The organism is Escherichia sp. Lx600-2 (genome assembly GCF_036662595.1).
Classification (GTDB): domain Bacteria; phylum Pseudomonadota; class Gammaproteobacteria; order Enterobacterales; family Enterobacteriaceae; genus Escherichia; species Escherichia coli.
This window is the reverse complement of sequence record NZ_JAYQWM010000026.1, coordinates 46,597-61,127: the sequence shown is the minus strand read 5'-3', so window position 1 is coordinate 61,127 and position 14,531 is coordinate 46,597. Positions and strand designations below refer to the sequence as shown.

16 protein-coding genes and 1 pseudogene are annotated in these 14,531 nt (G+C 52.7%); 9 read left to right on the top strand and 8 right to left on the bottom strand.

Features of this window, described 5'->3' with window-relative positions; translation table 11 throughout:
* Positions 1–233 (top strand): annotated as a pseudogene (locus OQV04_RS11995) (hypothetical protein); the annotation flags it as partial.
* Positions 234–337: 104 nt separating this feature from the next.
* Here OQV04_RS11995 and rhlE read toward each other — a convergent pair.
* Positions 338–1,702, bottom strand: coding sequence for an ATP-dependent RNA helicase RhlE (gene rhlE, locus OQV04_RS11990; protein WP_032280562.1), 1,365 nt, complete (start codon positions 1,700–1,702; stop codon positions 338–340).
* Between the two features lie 228 nt (positions 1,703–1,930).
* Between rhlE and cecR the strand changes: the two genes are divergently transcribed.
* The 5 genes from cecR to OQV04_RS11965 are packed head-to-tail and all read left to right on the top strand — an operon-like array spanning position 1,931 to position 7,572.
* Positions 1,931–2,602, top strand: a complete 672-nt coding sequence (gene cecR / locus OQV04_RS11985) for a DNA-binding transcriptional regulator CecR (RefSeq protein WP_001296991.1) — start codon at positions 1,931–1,933, stop codon at positions 2,600–2,602.
* Between the two features lie 2 nt (positions 2,603–2,604).
* On the top strand, positions 2,605–3,600 hold the full coding sequence (gene hlyD / locus OQV04_RS11980) for a secretion protein HlyD (RefSeq protein WP_000743444.1): 996 nt from the start codon (positions 2,605–2,607) through the stop codon (positions 3,598–3,600).
* A complete protein-coding gene (locus tag OQV04_RS11975; protein WP_274446632.1) occupies positions 3,593–5,329 on the top strand; it encodes an ATP-binding cassette domain-containing protein in 1,737 nt (578 codons plus the stop codon). Before hlyD ends, OQV04_RS11975 begins: the two co-directional genes overlap by 8 nt.
* Positions 5,322–6,455 (top strand): ABC transporter permease, encoded by a 1,134-nt coding sequence (locus tag OQV04_RS11970; RefSeq protein ID WP_021556617.1) that lies wholly within the window; start codon positions 5,322–5,324, stop codon positions 6,453–6,455. The genes OQV04_RS11975 and OQV04_RS11970 overlap by 8 nt, the downstream gene beginning before the upstream one ends.
* Before the next feature lie 10 nt (positions 6,456–6,465).
* On the top strand, positions 6,466–7,572 hold the full coding sequence (locus OQV04_RS11965) for an ABC transporter permease (protein ID WP_032280560.1): 1,107 nt from the start codon (positions 6,466–6,468) through the stop codon (positions 7,570–7,572).
* Here the strand turns inward: OQV04_RS11965 and OQV04_RS11960 are convergent.
* Positions 7,534–7,944, bottom strand: coding sequence for a YbhQ family protein (locus OQV04_RS11960; RefSeq protein ID WP_000871982.1), 411 nt, complete (start codon positions 7,942–7,944; stop codon positions 7,534–7,536). The two genes, OQV04_RS11965 and OQV04_RS11960, sit on opposite strands and share 39 nt — an antisense overlap.
* A gap of 132 nt (positions 7,945–8,076) precedes the next feature.
* Between OQV04_RS11960 and OQV04_RS11955 the strand changes: the two genes are divergently transcribed.
* The 3 genes from OQV04_RS11955 to OQV04_RS11945 are packed head-to-tail and all read left to right on the top strand — an operon-like array spanning position 8,077 to position 11,032.
* Positions 8,077–8,838 carry an endonuclease/exonuclease/phosphatase family protein gene (locus tag OQV04_RS11955; RefSeq protein WP_001113348.1) on the top strand — a complete coding sequence of 254 codons (762 nt, stop codon included), beginning with the start codon at positions 8,077–8,079 and terminating at the stop codon, positions 8,836–8,838.
* On the top strand, positions 8,835–10,076 hold the full coding sequence (gene clsB / locus OQV04_RS11950; RefSeq protein ID WP_000650337.1) for a cardiolipin synthase ClsB: 1,242 nt from the start codon (positions 8,835–8,837) through the stop codon (positions 10,074–10,076). The genes OQV04_RS11955 and clsB overlap by 4 nt, the downstream gene beginning before the upstream one ends.
* Positions 10,076–11,032 carry a lysylphosphatidylglycerol synthase domain-containing protein gene (locus tag OQV04_RS11945; RefSeq protein WP_000045450.1) on the top strand — a complete coding sequence of 319 codons (957 nt, stop codon included), beginning with the start codon at positions 10,076–10,078 and terminating at the stop codon, positions 11,030–11,032. Before clsB ends, OQV04_RS11945 begins: the two co-directional genes overlap by 1 nt.
* A 35-nt stretch (positions 11,033–11,067) precedes the next feature.
* Here OQV04_RS11945 and OQV04_RS11940 read toward each other — a convergent pair whose 3' ends face one another.
* The 6 genes from OQV04_RS11940 to moaB form a co-directional block, all read right to left on the bottom strand.
* Entirely contained in the window at positions 11,068–11,781 is a 714-nt protein-coding gene (locus tag OQV04_RS11940; protein ID WP_032280559.1) for a Bax inhibitor-1/YccA family protein, read from the bottom strand.
* A gap of 203 nt (positions 11,782–11,984) precedes the next feature.
* Complete coding sequence (locus OQV04_RS11935; RefSeq protein ID WP_032280558.1) at positions 11,985–12,689, bottom strand: Bax inhibitor-1/YccA family protein; 705 nt, start codon at positions 12,687–12,689, stop codon at positions 11,985–11,987.
* 136 nt (positions 12,690–12,825) lie between these two features.
* A complete protein-coding gene (gene moaE / locus OQV04_RS11930; protein WP_000852287.1) occupies positions 12,826–13,278 on the bottom strand; it encodes a molybdopterin synthase catalytic subunit MoaE in 453 nt (150 codons plus the stop codon).
* A 1-nt stretch (position 13,279) separates the two neighbouring features.
* Positions 13,280–13,525: a molybdopterin synthase sulfur carrier subunit gene (gene moaD / locus OQV04_RS11925; protein WP_000598612.1), complete on the bottom strand. Its 246-nt coding sequence runs from the start codon at positions 13,523–13,525 to the stop codon at positions 13,280–13,282.
* Positions 13,518–14,003 (bottom strand): cyclic pyranopterin monophosphate synthase MoaC, encoded by a 486-nt coding sequence (moaC, locus tag OQV04_RS11920; protein ID WP_000080885.1) that lies wholly within the window; start codon positions 14,001–14,003, stop codon positions 13,518–13,520. Before moaC ends, moaD begins: the two co-directional genes overlap by 8 nt.
* Before the next feature lie 2 nt (positions 14,004–14,005).
* A complete protein-coding gene (gene moaB / locus OQV04_RS11915) occupies positions 14,006–14,518 on the bottom strand; it encodes a molybdenum cofactor biosynthesis protein B (RefSeq protein WP_000084639.1) in 513 nt (170 codons plus the stop codon).
* Positions 14,519–14,531: the final 13 nt, after the last annotated feature.

The window sequence follows — 14,531 nt, the reverse complement described above, 5'->3', positions numbered from 1 at the left end:
GATACACTATAGACAATGAAAATAATAAAATCAGGGACAGAATCAAGCTAATACTGAATCACATATCTCATAATAATTTACCAGATGATGAACAAACTCTTTATGCAATAGCATGTTTATTCCAGATTTTCCCAGAATTTGTTTATGAATATCAACCAATGTTATTAACAATAATTCAAATTGCAAGAAGAAATAATTTCATTGCCATTTTAGATACACTAGATAGATCATAAAGCAAATTTATTAAAACAATAAAATCAGACATGTCATGCATGTCTGACCGTGTTACCTGAATAATGGGCAAAAGCCTGTGATACTCTTTTGCCCTTACATGGAATTACTGCGCAGCGGCAGGTTTACGCGGACGGCGGCGACGTTGTTGTTCGCCTGCCGGTTTGGCATCGCCGAGGCGGCGAGACGGTTTTTCTGCAGGCTTCGCGCTTGCAGATTTTGCACCACCTTCTCCACGGCGTAGTTGCTGTTGACTGCGACCACCGCCCTGCCCACGACCACCGCCGCCACGTTGCTGGCGACCGTTCTGGATCGGTTCGGCTTTGATTGACGGGTCCGGCTCATAGCCCGGAATCGCAATGCGCGGGATCTCTTTTTTCAGCAGTTTTTCGATATCACGCAGCAGTTTGTGTTCATCAACACACACCAACGACAACGCTTCTCCGGTGGCTGCGGCACGACCGGTACGCCCGATACGGTGGACATAATCTTCCGGTACGTTTGGCAGTTCATAGTTGACGACGTGCGGCAACTCTTCGATATCCAGACCGCGCGCAGCGATGTCAGTTGCCACCAGTACACGAATATCGCCCGATTTAAAATCGGCCAGCGCACGGGTACGCGCACCTTGCGATTTATTACCGTGGATCGCCGCACTACGGATGCCATCTTTATTAAGCTGTTCAGCGAGATGGTTAGCGCCATGTTTGGTACGGGTAAACACCAGCACCTGCTGCCAGTTCCCTTTCCCAATCATGTGCGACAGCAATTCGCGTTTGCGCTTCTTATCAACAAAGTGAACATGCTGGGTCACCTGATCAGACGCGGTATTGCGGCGTGCCACTTCGATTTCCAGCGGGTTGTGCAACAGTTTTTCCGCCAGGGCTTTAATATCGTCAGAGAAGGTCGCGGAGAACAACAGGTTCTGGCGCTTCGCAGGTAGTTTTGTTAACACGCGACGGATATCGTGGATAAAGCCCATGTCGAGCATGCGGTCAGCTTCATCGAGGACGAGGATTTCAACCTGATCCAGCTTCACTGCATTCTGATGTTCCAGGTCCAGCAAACGTCCCGGCGTTGCCACCAGCACATCAACGCCGCCGCGCAACTTCATCATTTGTGGGTTAATGCTGACACCGCCAAACACCACCAGCGAACGAATGTTCAGATATTTGCTGTAATCACGTACGTTTTCGCCAATCTGCGCAGCCAGTTCACGGGTCGGGGTAAGAATGAGAGCACGTACCGGACGACGCCCTTTGGCGTGCGGCTGGCGAGTGATCAGGTGTTGCAACAGCGGCAGCGTAAAGCCCGCTGTTTTGCCGGTGCCGGTCTGGGCGCTAGCCATCAGGTCGCGGCCTTCCAGCACCGCAGGGATCGCCTGCTGCTGAATAGGGGTGGGTTCACGGTAACCCTGCTCGGCAACGGCGCGCAGGATATCAGGGCTTAAACCCAAAGAATCGAAAGACATAACTACTCCGAACCGCCCCGACCGTTACCGGTGTAGTTTTCAGGGAGATACTGAAAAGGAAAATGACAAAAACCACAATGTCATGAGGGAGCGGAGTGTAGCAGTTTTTGTGACGCAGCGCATAAATTATCCCTGTGACTGGCGTAGCTAAAATTCTTAGCCATACTGGACAACTCCCCTATGGAGTCATAATCTTAATCAATCATTTGATTAAGAATGGACTGTGCGATGAATAATCCTGCCATGACAATCAAGGGTGAACAGGCGAAAAAACAGCTGATTGCTGCCGCACTGGCGCAGTTTGGTGAATATGGAATGAACGCCACCACCCGCGAGATAGCCGCCCAGGCAGGGCAGAATATCGCTGCCATCACCTACTACTTCGGTTCGAAAGAAGATTTGTACCTCGCCTGCGCCCAGTGGATTGCCGATTTTATTGGCGAGCAGTTCCGTCCGCATGCCGAGGAAGCCGAACGCTTGTTCGCCCAACCACAGCCTGATCGGGCTGCCATCCGTGAACTGATCCTTCGCGCCTGCAGGAACATGATTAAGCTGCTCACCCAGGATGACACCGTCAACCTCAGCAAGTTTATCTCCCGTGAGCAGCTCTCTCCCACGGCAGCCTACCACCTGGTGCACGAACAGGTGATTAGTCCGCTACACAGCCACCTGACACGCCTGATTGCCGCCTGGACCGGCTGCGACGCCAATGACACCCGCATGATCCTTCATACCCATGCGTTGATTGGTGAGATTCTGGCGTTCCGTCTTGGCAAAGAAACAATTCTGTTACGTACCGGCTGGACCGCGTTCGATGAAGAAAAGACCGAACTGATCAACCAGACGGTGACCTGTCATATCGACCTGATTTTGCAAGGATTATCGCAAAGGAGTTTGTAGTGATGAAAAAACCTGTCGTGATCGGACTGGCGGTAGTGGTACTTGCCGCCGTGGTTGCCGGAGGCTACTGGTGGTATCAAAGCCGCCAGGATAACGGCCTGACGCTGTATGGCAACGTGGATATTCGTACGGTGAATCTTAGTTTCCGTGTTGGGGGGCGCGTTGAATCGCTGGCGGTGGACGAAGGTGATGCTATCAAAGCGGGCCAGGTGCTGGGCGAACTGGATCACAAGCCGTATGAGATTGCCCTGATGCAGGCGAAAGCGGGCGTCTCGGTGGCACAGGCGCAGTATGACCTGATGCTTGCCGGGTATCGCGATGAAGAAATCGCTCAGGCCGCCGCAGCGGTGAAACAGGCGCAAGCCGCCTATGACTATGCGCAGAACTTCTATAACCGCCAGCAAGGACTGTGGAAAAGCCGCACCATTTCGGCAAATGACCTGGAAAATGCCCGCTCCTCGCGCGACCAGGCACAGGCAACGCTGAAATCAGCACAGGATAAATTGCGTCAGTACCGTTCCGGTAACCGTGAACAGGACATCGCTCAGGCGAAAGCCAGCCTCGAACAGGCGCAGGCGCAACTGGCGCAGGCGGAGCTGAATTTACAGGACTCAACGTTGATAGCACCGTCTGATGGCACGCTGTTAACGCGCGCGGTGGAGCCAGGCACGGTTCTCAATGAAGGTGGCACGGTGTTTACCGTTTCACTAACGCGTCCGGTGTGGGTGCGTGCTTATGTTGATGAACGGAATCTTGACCAGGCCCAGCCGGGGCGCAAAGTGCTGCTTTATACCGATGGTCGCCCGGACAAGCCCTATCACGGGCAGATTGGTTTCGTTTCGCCGACTGCTGAATTTACCCCGAAAACCGTCGAAACACCGGATCTGCGTACCGACCTCGTCTATCGCCTGCGTATTGTGGTGACCGACGCCGATGATGCGTTACGCCAGGGAATGCCTGTGACGGTACAATTCGGTGACGAGGCAGGACATGAATGATGCCGTTATCACGCTGAACGGCCTGGAAAAAAGCTTTCCGGGCATGGACAAGCCCGCCGTCGCGCCGCTCGACTGTACCATTCACGCCGGTTATGTGACGGGGCTGGTGGGGCCGGATGGTGCAGGTAAAACCACGCTAATGCGGATGCTGGCGGGATTACTGAAACCCGACAGCGGCAATGCCACGGTGATTGGCTTTGATCCGATCAAAAACGACGGCGCGCTGCACGCCGTGCTCGGCTATATGCCGCAGAAATTTGGTCTGTATGAAGATCTGACGGTGATGGAGAACCTCAATCTGTACGCGGATTTGCGCAGCGTCACCGGCGAGGCACGTAAGCAAACTTTTGCTCGCCTGCTGGAGTTTACGTCTCTTGGCCCGTTTACCGGACGCCTGGCGGGCAAGCTCTCCGGTGGGATGAAACAAAAACTCGGCCTGGCCTGTACCCTGGTGGGCGAACCGAAAGTGTTGCTGCTCGATGAACCCGGCGTCGGCGTTGACCCTATCTCACGACGCGAACTGTGGCAGATGGTGCATGAGCTGGCGGGCGAAGGGATGTTAATCCTCTGGAGTACCTCGTATCTCGACGAAGCCGAGCAGTGCCGTGACGTGTTACTGATGAACGAAGGCGAGTTGCTGTATCAGGGAGAACCAAAAGCCCTGACACAAACCATGGCCGGACGCAGCTTTCTGATGACCAGTCCACACGAGGGCAACCGCAAACTGTTGCAACGCGCCTTGAAACTGCCGCAGGTCAGCGACGGCATGATTCAGGGGAAATCGGTACGTCTGATCCTCAAAAAAGAGGCCACACCAGACGATATTCGCCATGCCGACGGGATGCCGGAAATCAACATCAACGAAACTACGCCGCGTTTTGAAGATGCGTTTATTGATTTGCTGGGCGGTGCCGGAACCTCAGAATCGCCGCTGGGTGCAATATTGCATACGGTAGAAGGCACACCCGGCGAGACGGTGATCGAAGCGAAAGAACTGACCAAGAAATTTGGTGATTTTGCCGCCACCGATCACGTCAACTTTGCCGTTAAACGTGGGGAGATTTTTGGTTTGCTGGGGCCAAACGGCGCGGGTAAATCGACCACCTTTAAGATGATGTGCGGTTTGCTGGTGCCGACTTCCGGCCAGGCGCTGGTGCTGGGGATGGATCTGAAAGAGAGTTCCGGTAAAGCGCGCCAGCATCTCGGCTATATGGCGCAAAAATTTTCGCTCTACGGCAACCTGACGGTCGAACAGAATTTACGCTTTTTCTCTGGTGTGTATGGCTTACGCGGTCGGGCGCAGAACGAAAAAATCTCCCGTATGAGCGAGGCATTTGGCCTGAAAAGTATTGCCTCACACGCCACCGATGAACTGCCATTAGGTTTTAAACAGCGGCTGGCGCTGGCCTGTTCGCTGATGCATGAACCGGATATTCTGTTTCTCGACGAACCGACTTCCGGCGTTGACCCCCTCACCCGCCGTGAATTCTGGCTGCACATCAACAGCATGGTAGAGAAAGGCGTCACGGTGATGGTCACCACCCACTTTATGGATGAAGCGGAATATTGCGACCGCATCAGCCTGGTGTACCGTGGGAAATTAATCGCCAGCGGCACGCCGGACGATTTGAAATCGCAGTCGGCCAACGATGAGCAACCCGATCCCACCATGGAGCAAGCCTTTATTCAGTTGATCCACGACTGGGATAAGGAGCATAGCAATGAGTAAGCCGATCCTTTCCTGGCGTCGCGTGCGGGCGCTGTGCGTCAAAGAGACGCGGCAGATCGTTCGCGATCCGAGTAGCTGGCTGATTGCGGTGGTGATCCCTCTGCTGCTGCTGTTTATTTTTGGCTACGGCATTAACCTCGACTCCAGCAAGCTGCGGGTCGGGATTTTACTGGAACAGCGTAGCGAAGCGGCGCTGGATTTCACCCACACCATGACCGGTTCGCCCTACATCGACGCCACCATCAGCAATAACCGTCAGGAACTGATCGCCAAAATGCAGGCGGGGAAAATTCGCGGTCTGGTGGTGATTCCCGTGGATTTCGCCGAACAGATGGAGCGCGCCAACGCCACCGCACCGATTCAGGTGATCACCGACGGCAGTGAGCCTAATACCGCTAACTTTGTGCAGGGGTATGTCGAAGGGATCTGGCAGATTTGGCAAATGCAGCGGGCGGAGGACAACGGGCAGTCGTTTGAACCGCTTATCGACGTCCAGACCCGTTACTGGTTTAACCCGGCGGCGATTAGCCAGCACTTTATTATCCCCGGTGCGGTGACCATTATCATGACGGTTATCGGCGCGATCCTCACCTCGCTGGTGGTGGCGCGGGAGTGGGAGCGCGGCACCATGGAAGCCCTGCTCTCCACGGAAATCACCCGTCTGGAACTGCTGCTGTGTAAGCTGATCCCCTATTACTTTCTCGGGATGCTGGCGATGCTGCTGTGTATGCTGGTGTCAGTGTTTATTCTCGGCGTGCCGTATCGCGGGTCGCTGCTGATTCTGTTTTTTATCTCCAGCCTGTTTTTACTCAGTACCCTGGGGATGGGGCTGCTGATTTCCACGATTACCCGCAACCAGTTCAATGCCGCTCAGGTCGCTCTGAACGCGGCTTTTCTGCCGTCGATTATGCTTTCCGGCTTTATTTTTCAGATCGACAGTATGCCCGCGGTGATCCGCGCGGTGACGTACATTATTCCCGCACGTTATTTCGTCAGCACCCTGCAAAGCCTGTTCCTCGCCGGGAATATTCCAGTGGTGCTGGTGGTGAACGTACTGTTTTTGATCGCTTCGGCGGTGATGTTTATCGGCCTGACGTGGCTGAAAACCAAACGTCGGCTGGATTAGGGAGAAGAGCATGTTTCATCGCTTATGGACGTTAATTCGCAAAGAGTTGCAGTCGTTGCTGCGCGAACCACAAACCCGCGCGATTCTGATTTTACCCGTGCTGATTCAGGTGATCCTGTTCCCGTTCGCCGCCACGCTGGAAGTGACCAACGCCACCATCGCCATCTACGATGAAGATAACGGCGAGCATTCGGTGGAGCTGACCCAACGTTTTGCCCGCGCCAGCGCCTTTACCCATGTGCTGCTGCTGAAAAGCCCACAGGAGATCCGCCCAACCATCGACACACAAAAGGCGTTACTCCTGATGCGTTTCCCGGCTGACTTCTCGCGCAAACTGGATACCTTCCAGACCGCGCCGTTGCAGTTGATCCTCGACGGGCGTAACTCCAACAGTGCGCAAATTGCCGCCAACTACCTGCAACAGATCGTCAAAAATTATCAGCAGGAGCTGCTGGAAGGAAAACCGAAACCTAACAACAGCGAGCTGGTGGTACGCAACTGGTATAACCCGAATCTCGACTACAAATGGTTTGTGGTGCCGTCGCTGATCGCCATGATCACCACTATTGGCGTAATGATCGTCACTTCACTTTCCGTCGCCCGCGAACGTGAACAAGGTACGCTCGATCAGCTACTGGTTTCGCCGCTCACCACCTGGCAGATCTTCATCGGCAAAGCCGTACCGGCGTTAATTGTCGCCACCTTCCAGGCCACCATTGTGCTGGCGATTGGTATCTGGGCGTATCAAATCCCCTTCGCCGGATCGCTGGCGCTGTTCTACTTTACGATGGTGATTTATGGTTTATCGCTGGTGGGATTCGGTCTGTTGATTTCATCACTCTGTTCAACACAACAGCAGGCGTTTATCGGCGTGTTTGTCTTTATGATGCCCGCCATTCTCCTTTCCGGTTACGTTTCGCCGGTGGAAAACATGCCAGTATGGCTGCAAAACCTGACGTGGATTAATCCTATTCGCCACTTTACGGACATTACCAAGCAGATTTATTTGAAGGATGCGAGTCTGGATATTGTGTGGAATAGTTTGTGGCCGCTACTGGTGATAACGGCCACGACAGGGTCAGCGGCGTACGCGATGTTTAGACGTAAGGTGATGTAACTTCTTATCTTTCGCCAGCAAAGACACTACCGCCGGGCCGGCAAGGATTGCCAGCCCTGCAATTGCCAGCAAAAAGTTGTTTTCCAGTACGCGGGACAACAGCCACAGCACAATCAGCGCTGCGCCAAAATACCAGGTCGTGGTCAGCTCTTCCAGCACGTCTGCCACCTCACGCCAGCGTTGCTCGGGGTGGCGCTGAAACACCAGCATCATCACTACCGTGACACAATACAGTGCGCATAATCCCACGCCGACGTGAACCAGAGTCTTACTCATCCAGCCCACCACCAGCAGCGCCACTACCAGTAAATGCAACATAATCTGCCAGCAACTTAGACCCGTTGCGACACGAACACGTTGTTGCCACTTCATGGCTTCTCTCCTGAAGAATTTATCTCTACTTACTCAGAGTACCGAACTTTACGGAAAATTCCGTAAGACCGCACCTTTTTGTGACGCCGACTACACTATTTCAATGAGATAAGAGGCAAAGACAGGAAAATTATGCCCGATCAAACACAACAATTTTCGTTCAAGGTGCTCACCATCAATATTCACAAAGGCTTTACCGCGTTTAACCGACGCTTCATTTTGCCGGAACTTCGCGATGCCGTGCGTACCGTCAGCGCCGATATTGTTTGCCTGCAGGAAGTGATGGGCGCACACGAAGTTCATCCGCTGCATGTGGAAAACTGGCCCGATACCTCGCACTACGAGTTTCTCGCCGACACTATGTGGAGCGATTTTGCCTACGGTCGCAATGCCGTATACCCGGAAGGGCATCACGGCAACGCCGTACTGTCGCGTTATCCCATTGAACATTATGAGAATCGCGATGTTTCGGTCGATGGTGCGGAAAAGCGCGGCGTGCTCTACTGCCGCATTGTGCCGCCGATGACCGGAAAAGCGATTCATGTGATGTGCGTACATCTGGGCCTGCGTGAGGCGCACCGTCAGGCGCAGCTTGCGATGCTCGCCGAATGGGTGAATGAGCTACCGGACGGCGAACCGGTATTGGTGGCGGGTGATTTCAATGACTGGCGGCAAAAAGCTAATCATCCGTTAAAAGTGCAGGCCGGACTGGATGAGATTTTTACCCGCGCCCACGGACGCCCGGCGCGCACGTTTCCGGTGCAATTTCCTCTACTACGACTGGACAGGATCTACGTCAAAAATGCCAGCGCCAGCGCGCCAACCGCGTTGCCGCTGCGGACATGGCGACACCTTTCTGATCATGCCCCTTTAAGTGCGGAGATTCATTTATGAAATGTAGCTGGCGCGAAGGCAATAAGATCCAGTTGCTGGAAAACGGCGAGCAATATTATCCCGCGGTGTTTAAGGCGATTGGCGAGGCACAAGAACGCATCATTCTTGAAACGTTTATCTGGTTTGAGGATGACGTCGGCAAACAACTGCATGCGGCACTACTGGCAGCAGCGCAACGCGGGGTTAAAGCGGAAGTCTTGCTGGATGGCTACGGTTCGCCGGATCTCAGCGATGAGTTTGTCAATGAACTGACGGCAGCTGGCGTAGTGTTCCGCTACTACGATCCCCGCCCTCGCCTTTTTGGTATGCGCACCAATGTGTTTCGCCGGATGCATCGCAAAATTGTGGTGATCGACGCGCGTATAGCCTTTATTGGCGGGCTGAATTACTCCGCCGAGCATATGTCCAGCTACGGTCCAGAGGCTAAACAGGATTACGCGGTACGCCTTGAAGGGCCGATTGTCGAAGATATTCTCCAGTTTGAGCTGGAAAACCTGCCTGGACAGAGCGCGGCACGACGCTGGTGGCGACGTCATCACAAAGCGGAAGAGAACCGCCAGCCGGGAGAAGCGCAGGTATTGCTGGTCTGGCGCGATAACGAAGAACATCGCGATGATATTGAACGTCACTATCTGAAAATGCTCACTCAGGCGCGGCGAGAAGTCATTATCGCCAACGCCTACTTCTTCCCCGGCTATCGATTTTTACACGCCTTGCGTAAAGCGGCACGGCGCGGGGTGCGGATCAAACTGATAATTCAGGGCGAACCGGATATGCCGATTGTCAGAGTCGGTGCGCGCTTGCTGTATAACTATCTGGTTAAAGGCGGCGTTCAGGTATTTGAGTACCGCCGCCGCCCGCTCCACGGCAAAGTGGCATTGATGGACGATCACTGGGCGACAGTAGGGTCCAGTAATCTCGATCCGCTCAGTTTGTCACTGAATCTCGAAGCTAATGTCATCATCCACGATCGTCATTTTAACCAGACGCTGCGCGATAATCTGAACGGCATTATTGCCGCAGATTGTCAGCAGGTCGATGAGACCATGCTGCCGAAACGCACCTGGTGGAACCTGACCAAAAGCGTGCTGGCGTTCCACTTTTTACGCCACTTCCCGGCGCTGGTTGGCTGGCTTCCGGCACACACGCCACGTCTGGCGCAGGTTGATCCCCCCGCACAACCGACAATGGAAACGCAGGATCGGGTAGAAACTGAAAACACGGGGGTAAAACCCTGATGAGTAAATCACACCCGCGCTGGCGCTTAGCAAAGAAGATCCTCACCTGGCTGTTTTTTATCGCGGTGATTGTGTTGCTGGTGGTCTACGCCAAAAAAGTGGACTGGGAAGAGGTCTGGAAGGTCATCCGCGACTACAATCGCGTTGCGCTGCTTAGTGCGGTCGGGCTGGTGGTCGTCAGCTATCTGATTTACGGCTGCTATGACCTGCTCGCCCGTTTCTACTGCGGTCACAAACTGGCGAAGCGCCAGGTGATGCTGGTGTCGTTTATCTGCTACGCCTTCAACCTGACACTCAGTACCTGGGTCGGCGGCATTGGTATGCGCTATCGTTTGTACTCTCGTCTGGGGTTGCCCGGTAGCACTATTACGCGGATTTTCTCGCTCAGTATTACCACCAACTGGCTGGGCTATATTTTGCTGGCGGGGATTATCTTTACCGCAGGCGTGGTGGAGCTACCGGATCACTGGTATGTCGATCAAACCACGCTGCGCATTCTCGGCATTGGCTTACTGATGATTATCGCGGTTTATTTGTGGTTTTGCGCTTTTGCGAAACACCGCCATATGACCATTAAAGGGCAAAAGCTGGTGCTGCCTTCGTGGAAATTCGCCCTCGCCCAGATGCTGATTTCCAGCGTTAACTGGATGGTAATGGGAGCGATAATCTGGCTGTTACTTGGTCAAAGCGTTAACTATTTCTTTGTACTGGGCGTGTTGCTGGTTAGTAGTATTGCAGGCGTCATCGTGCATATTCCGGCGGGGATTGGTGTGCTGGAAGCGGTATTTATCGCATTACTGGCAGGGGAGCATACATCCAAAGGCACAATTATCGCCGCCCTGCTCGCTTACCGTGTGCTGTATTACTTTATCCCGCTGCTGCTGGCGCTGATCTGTTACCTGTTGCTGGAAAGCCAGGCGAAGAAGCTACGGGCGAAAAATGAAGCGGCGATGTGAAGTTTAGTTAAGTTCTTTAGTATGTGCATTTACGACTAATGAAAAAAACGCGTATGCCTTTGCCAGACAAGCGTTATCGCTATTGCTGCAAAAATCCCAAAGAAGCCGATAAAATAGTAATAGAGTGTTAATGCACCTGTAACAGCGCAACGAACCGGACTCCACAACTCTTCACTATGGCATTTCCCCGCCAATTCAAGGAGCTTATTTCGTCCATGCGAGATAATGCCTGACCATAACACAATCATTAAGCAACTTATTACCCAAATGGGCCGTTCACTCATTAATGCGGCATTCACGATGATCACCAGGGCCAACCCTGTCAACGTCATCATAATCATAAAACGGTGAGAACCAGAATCAATATTAAATAATAAACCGGCCAGCATACTGATTAAAAACATCGCGCCCGCAGTGCTGAACACGACGATAATGGCAGGTACAGGAGCTAAACTAGCAACGACAATCGCCACCAAAGAGAGTAAAAACAGATATATTACGCCTGCGATGGCGGCATTTATCTTGTTGATATCCTTACTTAAGCTATACATACAAAGTAATAATAACCCTATAGCGACATACATTGTTGGTGAATCATATTTGGTTGCCGTAATTTCGAGATACTTAGCTCCCCAAGCCAGTCCTGCGGTTGCCACCAAACCTAAAGCGGTAATGAGCCATATACCATTTAATATCCTGGCCTCGTGCTGAAAATCTAATTTATTGCTGTTTTGTGAGTATGATTCCATTCTTTTAGTTGTCCTTAGAGAAAATATTAATATTCACCATCAATAAATTTAAAACCACGCATACAAAATACTTTTGTATTTATGGATACGGAAAACGATTCCGCTCGCTCATAAGGCATATTTTATACCTGGTACTTGTTAAGTGTCGTTTTTAGTAAGAAAAAATCCCGACACATGGCCGGGATATTGATGGTGAAAAAGAATTAACGGCGGTTGCCGAAGATCCGCAACAACATCAGGAACAGGTTGATGAAGTCCAGATACAAGGTTAGCGCGCCAAGAATGGAATATTTGCGCAGGTTCGACGTGTCGCGGGTATCAATCTGCTCACCCATATTTTTCAGTTTCTGCGTGTCATACGCCGTCAATCCGACAAAGACAATCACGCCGATGTAGGTAACCGCCCACATCAACGCTTCGCTTTTCAGCCAGAAGTTGACCAGCGATGCCAGCACAATGCCGATTAACGCCATAAACAGCATATTGCCAAAGCCGCTTAGATCGCGCTTCGTGGTGTAACCATACAGGCTCATTGCGCCGAACATCCCGGCAGTAACGACGAAAGTACTGGCGATAGAAGCAGCGGTATAAACAATGAAAATACTGGAAAGCGTAAGACCCGTCAGCGCCGAATAAAGCATAAAGAGCATCGTCGTTACACCTGCGCTCAGCTTTTGAATCATCGCTGATAACACAATAACCAATGCTAATTGCGCGATGATCAGACCGATTAAAAAGACACGGTTAGTGAATAACAGCTCCGTCACTGCCGCAGAATTAGCCGCATACCAGGCAACAAATGCGGTCAGCAACAAGCCAACAGTCATACAGCCATAGACTTGCGCCATATAAGTTTGCAAGCCAGCCCGGGGTTGTACAATTGAATCAGAACGTGGGAATCTGTCCATGACGATCTCCTGAAGATATAAGGAATATCTTAAGGATACTGCAAAATGATGAGGCTGTGCATCGACGCAGCGTAAACGCATGTACTGAGCGGCAAAATTGCCGGATGCAGCGGTGCCTTATCCGGCTAACAAAAAACTACCAGCGTTTTGCTGCCTGCTGATCGCTCTCCCGAGCTTCGACCCAGCGGTCGCCTTCAGGCGTGGCTTCGCGCTTCCAGAACGGTGCGCGGGTTTTGAGATAATCCATAATAAACTGCCCGGCTTCAAACGCACTGCTGCGATGCGCACTGGTGACACCGACAAAAACAATTTCATCGCCCGGCCATAATTCCCCGATGCGGTGAATCACCGTGACGCGCCCAAGCGGCCAGCGGTTACGCGCTTCATCGACAATTTCTGCCAGTGCTTTTTCAGTCATCCCCGGATAGTGTTCGAGGGTTAATGCTTTGACGCTGTCGCCCAGGTTATGGTTGCGCACCTTACCGGTAAAGGTGACTACCGCACCGTCTTCGTCACGCTCCGCCAGCCACGGGTACTCTTCTCCTACGCTGAACGGCTGCGGACCGACAACAATTTTGGTTTCTGCCATCTTAACCTCCGGTTACCGGCGGGAAGAAAGCTACTTCGTCGCCGTCAGTCAGCGGATGGTCAAAACTCACCAGCGTCTGGTTGACGGCAGCCAGTAATTTGCCATCTTCCAGCGCCAGCGCCCAGCGATCACTCTGCGCAGCCAGGTGCTGGCGTAACGCTTCAACGGTTGGGAAATCCGCAGCCACTTCGGTTGCATCTGTTCCCACCAACTCGCGCACCTGGGCGAAAAAAAGAACTTTAATCATCCGCTTCCACCTTAAAGTCACCTGACTTGCCGCCGCTCTTTGCCAACAAACGTACCGGACCAATCACCATATCTTTTTGCACCGCTTTGCACATGTCATAAATGGTCAGCGCCGCCACGGAGGCCGCGGTTAACGCTTCCATTTCGACACCGGTTTTCCCGGTCAGGCGGCATAAGGTTTCTATACGCACCCGATTGTGCTCCGGCTCGGCCTGTAAATTGACTTCAACTTTGCTGAGCATCAGCGGATGACACAGCGGGATCAGATCCCAGGTGCGTTTTGCCGCCTGAATACCGGCAATACGCGCAGTGGCAAATACGTCGCCTTTGTGGTGGCGACCATCAATAATCATCGCCAGCGTCTCGCTGCGCATGGTGACAAAGGCTTCCGCCCGCGCTTCACGCACGGTTTCCGCTTTGGCGGAGACATCCACCATGTGCGCTTCGCCAGCGGCGTTGATATGGGTCAGTTGCGACATACTTATTTCTTCAAATGTGGATGGAAATTACACGGACGCGTACGGGCATCCAGCTGCGGCGCGATGATATTTTCCCATGCGGTACGGCACGCTTTGGTCGAACCCGGCATGGCGAAAATCAGCGTTTTGTTAGCGACGCCCGCTACCGCACGAGATTGCAACGTGGAAGTGCCAATCTCTTCAAACGACAACATACGGAACACTTCACCAAAACCTTCAACTTCACGGTCGAACAACGGCAGCAATGCTTCGGGAGCCTGATCACCTTCCGTCAGGCCAGTCCCCCCCGTAATCAACACCACTTGTACATCGTCGCTGGCGATCCACGCAGATACCTGAGCGCGAATAGCGTAGCGGTTTTCTTTCACAATGGCTTTATCGACAACGTGATGGCCCGCTTCTTGCGCCGAATCGCGCAAATAGTGACCGGAGGTATCGTCTTCTTCACCGCGACGATTAGAAACCGTAAGAATAGCAATACGGGTCGGGATAAATTCAGTGCTTACCTGACTCATCTGATCTCTCCTT

Bases quoted from the DNA above. Each gene is read 5' to 3' on its own strand.
- moaC (WP_000080885.1), bottom strand. From the start codon at position 14,003: ATGTCGCAACTGACCCATATCAACGCCGCTGGCGAAGCGCACATGGTG.
- cecR (WP_001296991.1), top strand. From the start codon at position 1,931: ATGAATAATCCTGCCATGACAATCAAGGGTGAACAGGCGAAAAAACAG.
- moaD (WP_000598612.1), bottom strand. From the start codon at position 13,525: ATGATTAAAGTTCTTTTTTTCGCCCAGGTGCGCGAGTTGGTGGGAACA.
- OQV04_RS11970 (WP_021556617.1), top strand. From the start codon at position 5,322: ATGAGTAAGCCGATCCTTTCCTGGCGTCGCGTGCGGGCGCTGTGCGTC.
- hlyD (WP_000743444.1), top strand. From the start codon at position 2,605: ATGAAAAAACCTGTCGTGATCGGACTGGCGGTAGTGGTACTTGCCGCC.
- OQV04_RS11955 (WP_001113348.1), top strand. From the start codon at position 8,077: ATGCCCGATCAAACACAACAATTTTCGTTCAAGGTGCTCACCATCAAT.
- OQV04_RS11975 (WP_274446632.1), top strand. From the start codon at position 3,593: ATGAATGATGCCGTTATCACGCTGAACGGCCTGGAAAAAAGCTTTCCG.
- OQV04_RS11960 (WP_000871982.1), bottom strand. From the start codon at position 7,944: ATGAAGTGGCAACAACGTGTTCGTGTCGCAACGGGTCTAAGTTGCTGG.
- OQV04_RS11965 (WP_032280560.1), top strand. From the start codon at position 6,466: ATGTTTCATCGCTTATGGACGTTAATTCGCAAAGAGTTGCAGTCGTTG.
- moaE (WP_000852287.1), bottom strand. From the start codon at position 13,278: ATGGCAGAAACCAAAATTGTTGTCGGTCCGCAGCCGTTCAGCGTAGGA.
- clsB (WP_000650337.1), top strand. From the start codon at position 8,835: ATGAAATGTAGCTGGCGCGAAGGCAATAAGATCCAGTTGCTGGAAAAC.
- OQV04_RS11945 (WP_000045450.1), top strand. From the start codon at position 10,076: ATGAGTAAATCACACCCGCGCTGGCGCTTAGCAAAGAAGATCCTCACC.
- OQV04_RS11940 (WP_032280559.1), bottom strand. From the start codon at position 11,781: ATGGAATCATACTCACAAAACAGCAATAAATTAGATTTTCAGCACGAG.
- rhlE (WP_032280562.1), bottom strand. From the start codon at position 1,702: ATGTCTTTCGATTCTTTGGGTTTAAGCCCTGATATCCTGCGCGCCGTT.
- moaB (WP_000084639.1), bottom strand. From the start codon at position 14,518: ATGAGTCAGGTAAGCACTGAATTTATCCCGACCCGTATTGCTATTCTT.
- OQV04_RS11935 (WP_032280558.1), bottom strand. From the start codon at position 12,689: ATGGACAGATTCCCACGTTCTGATTCAATTGTACAACCCCGGGCTGGC.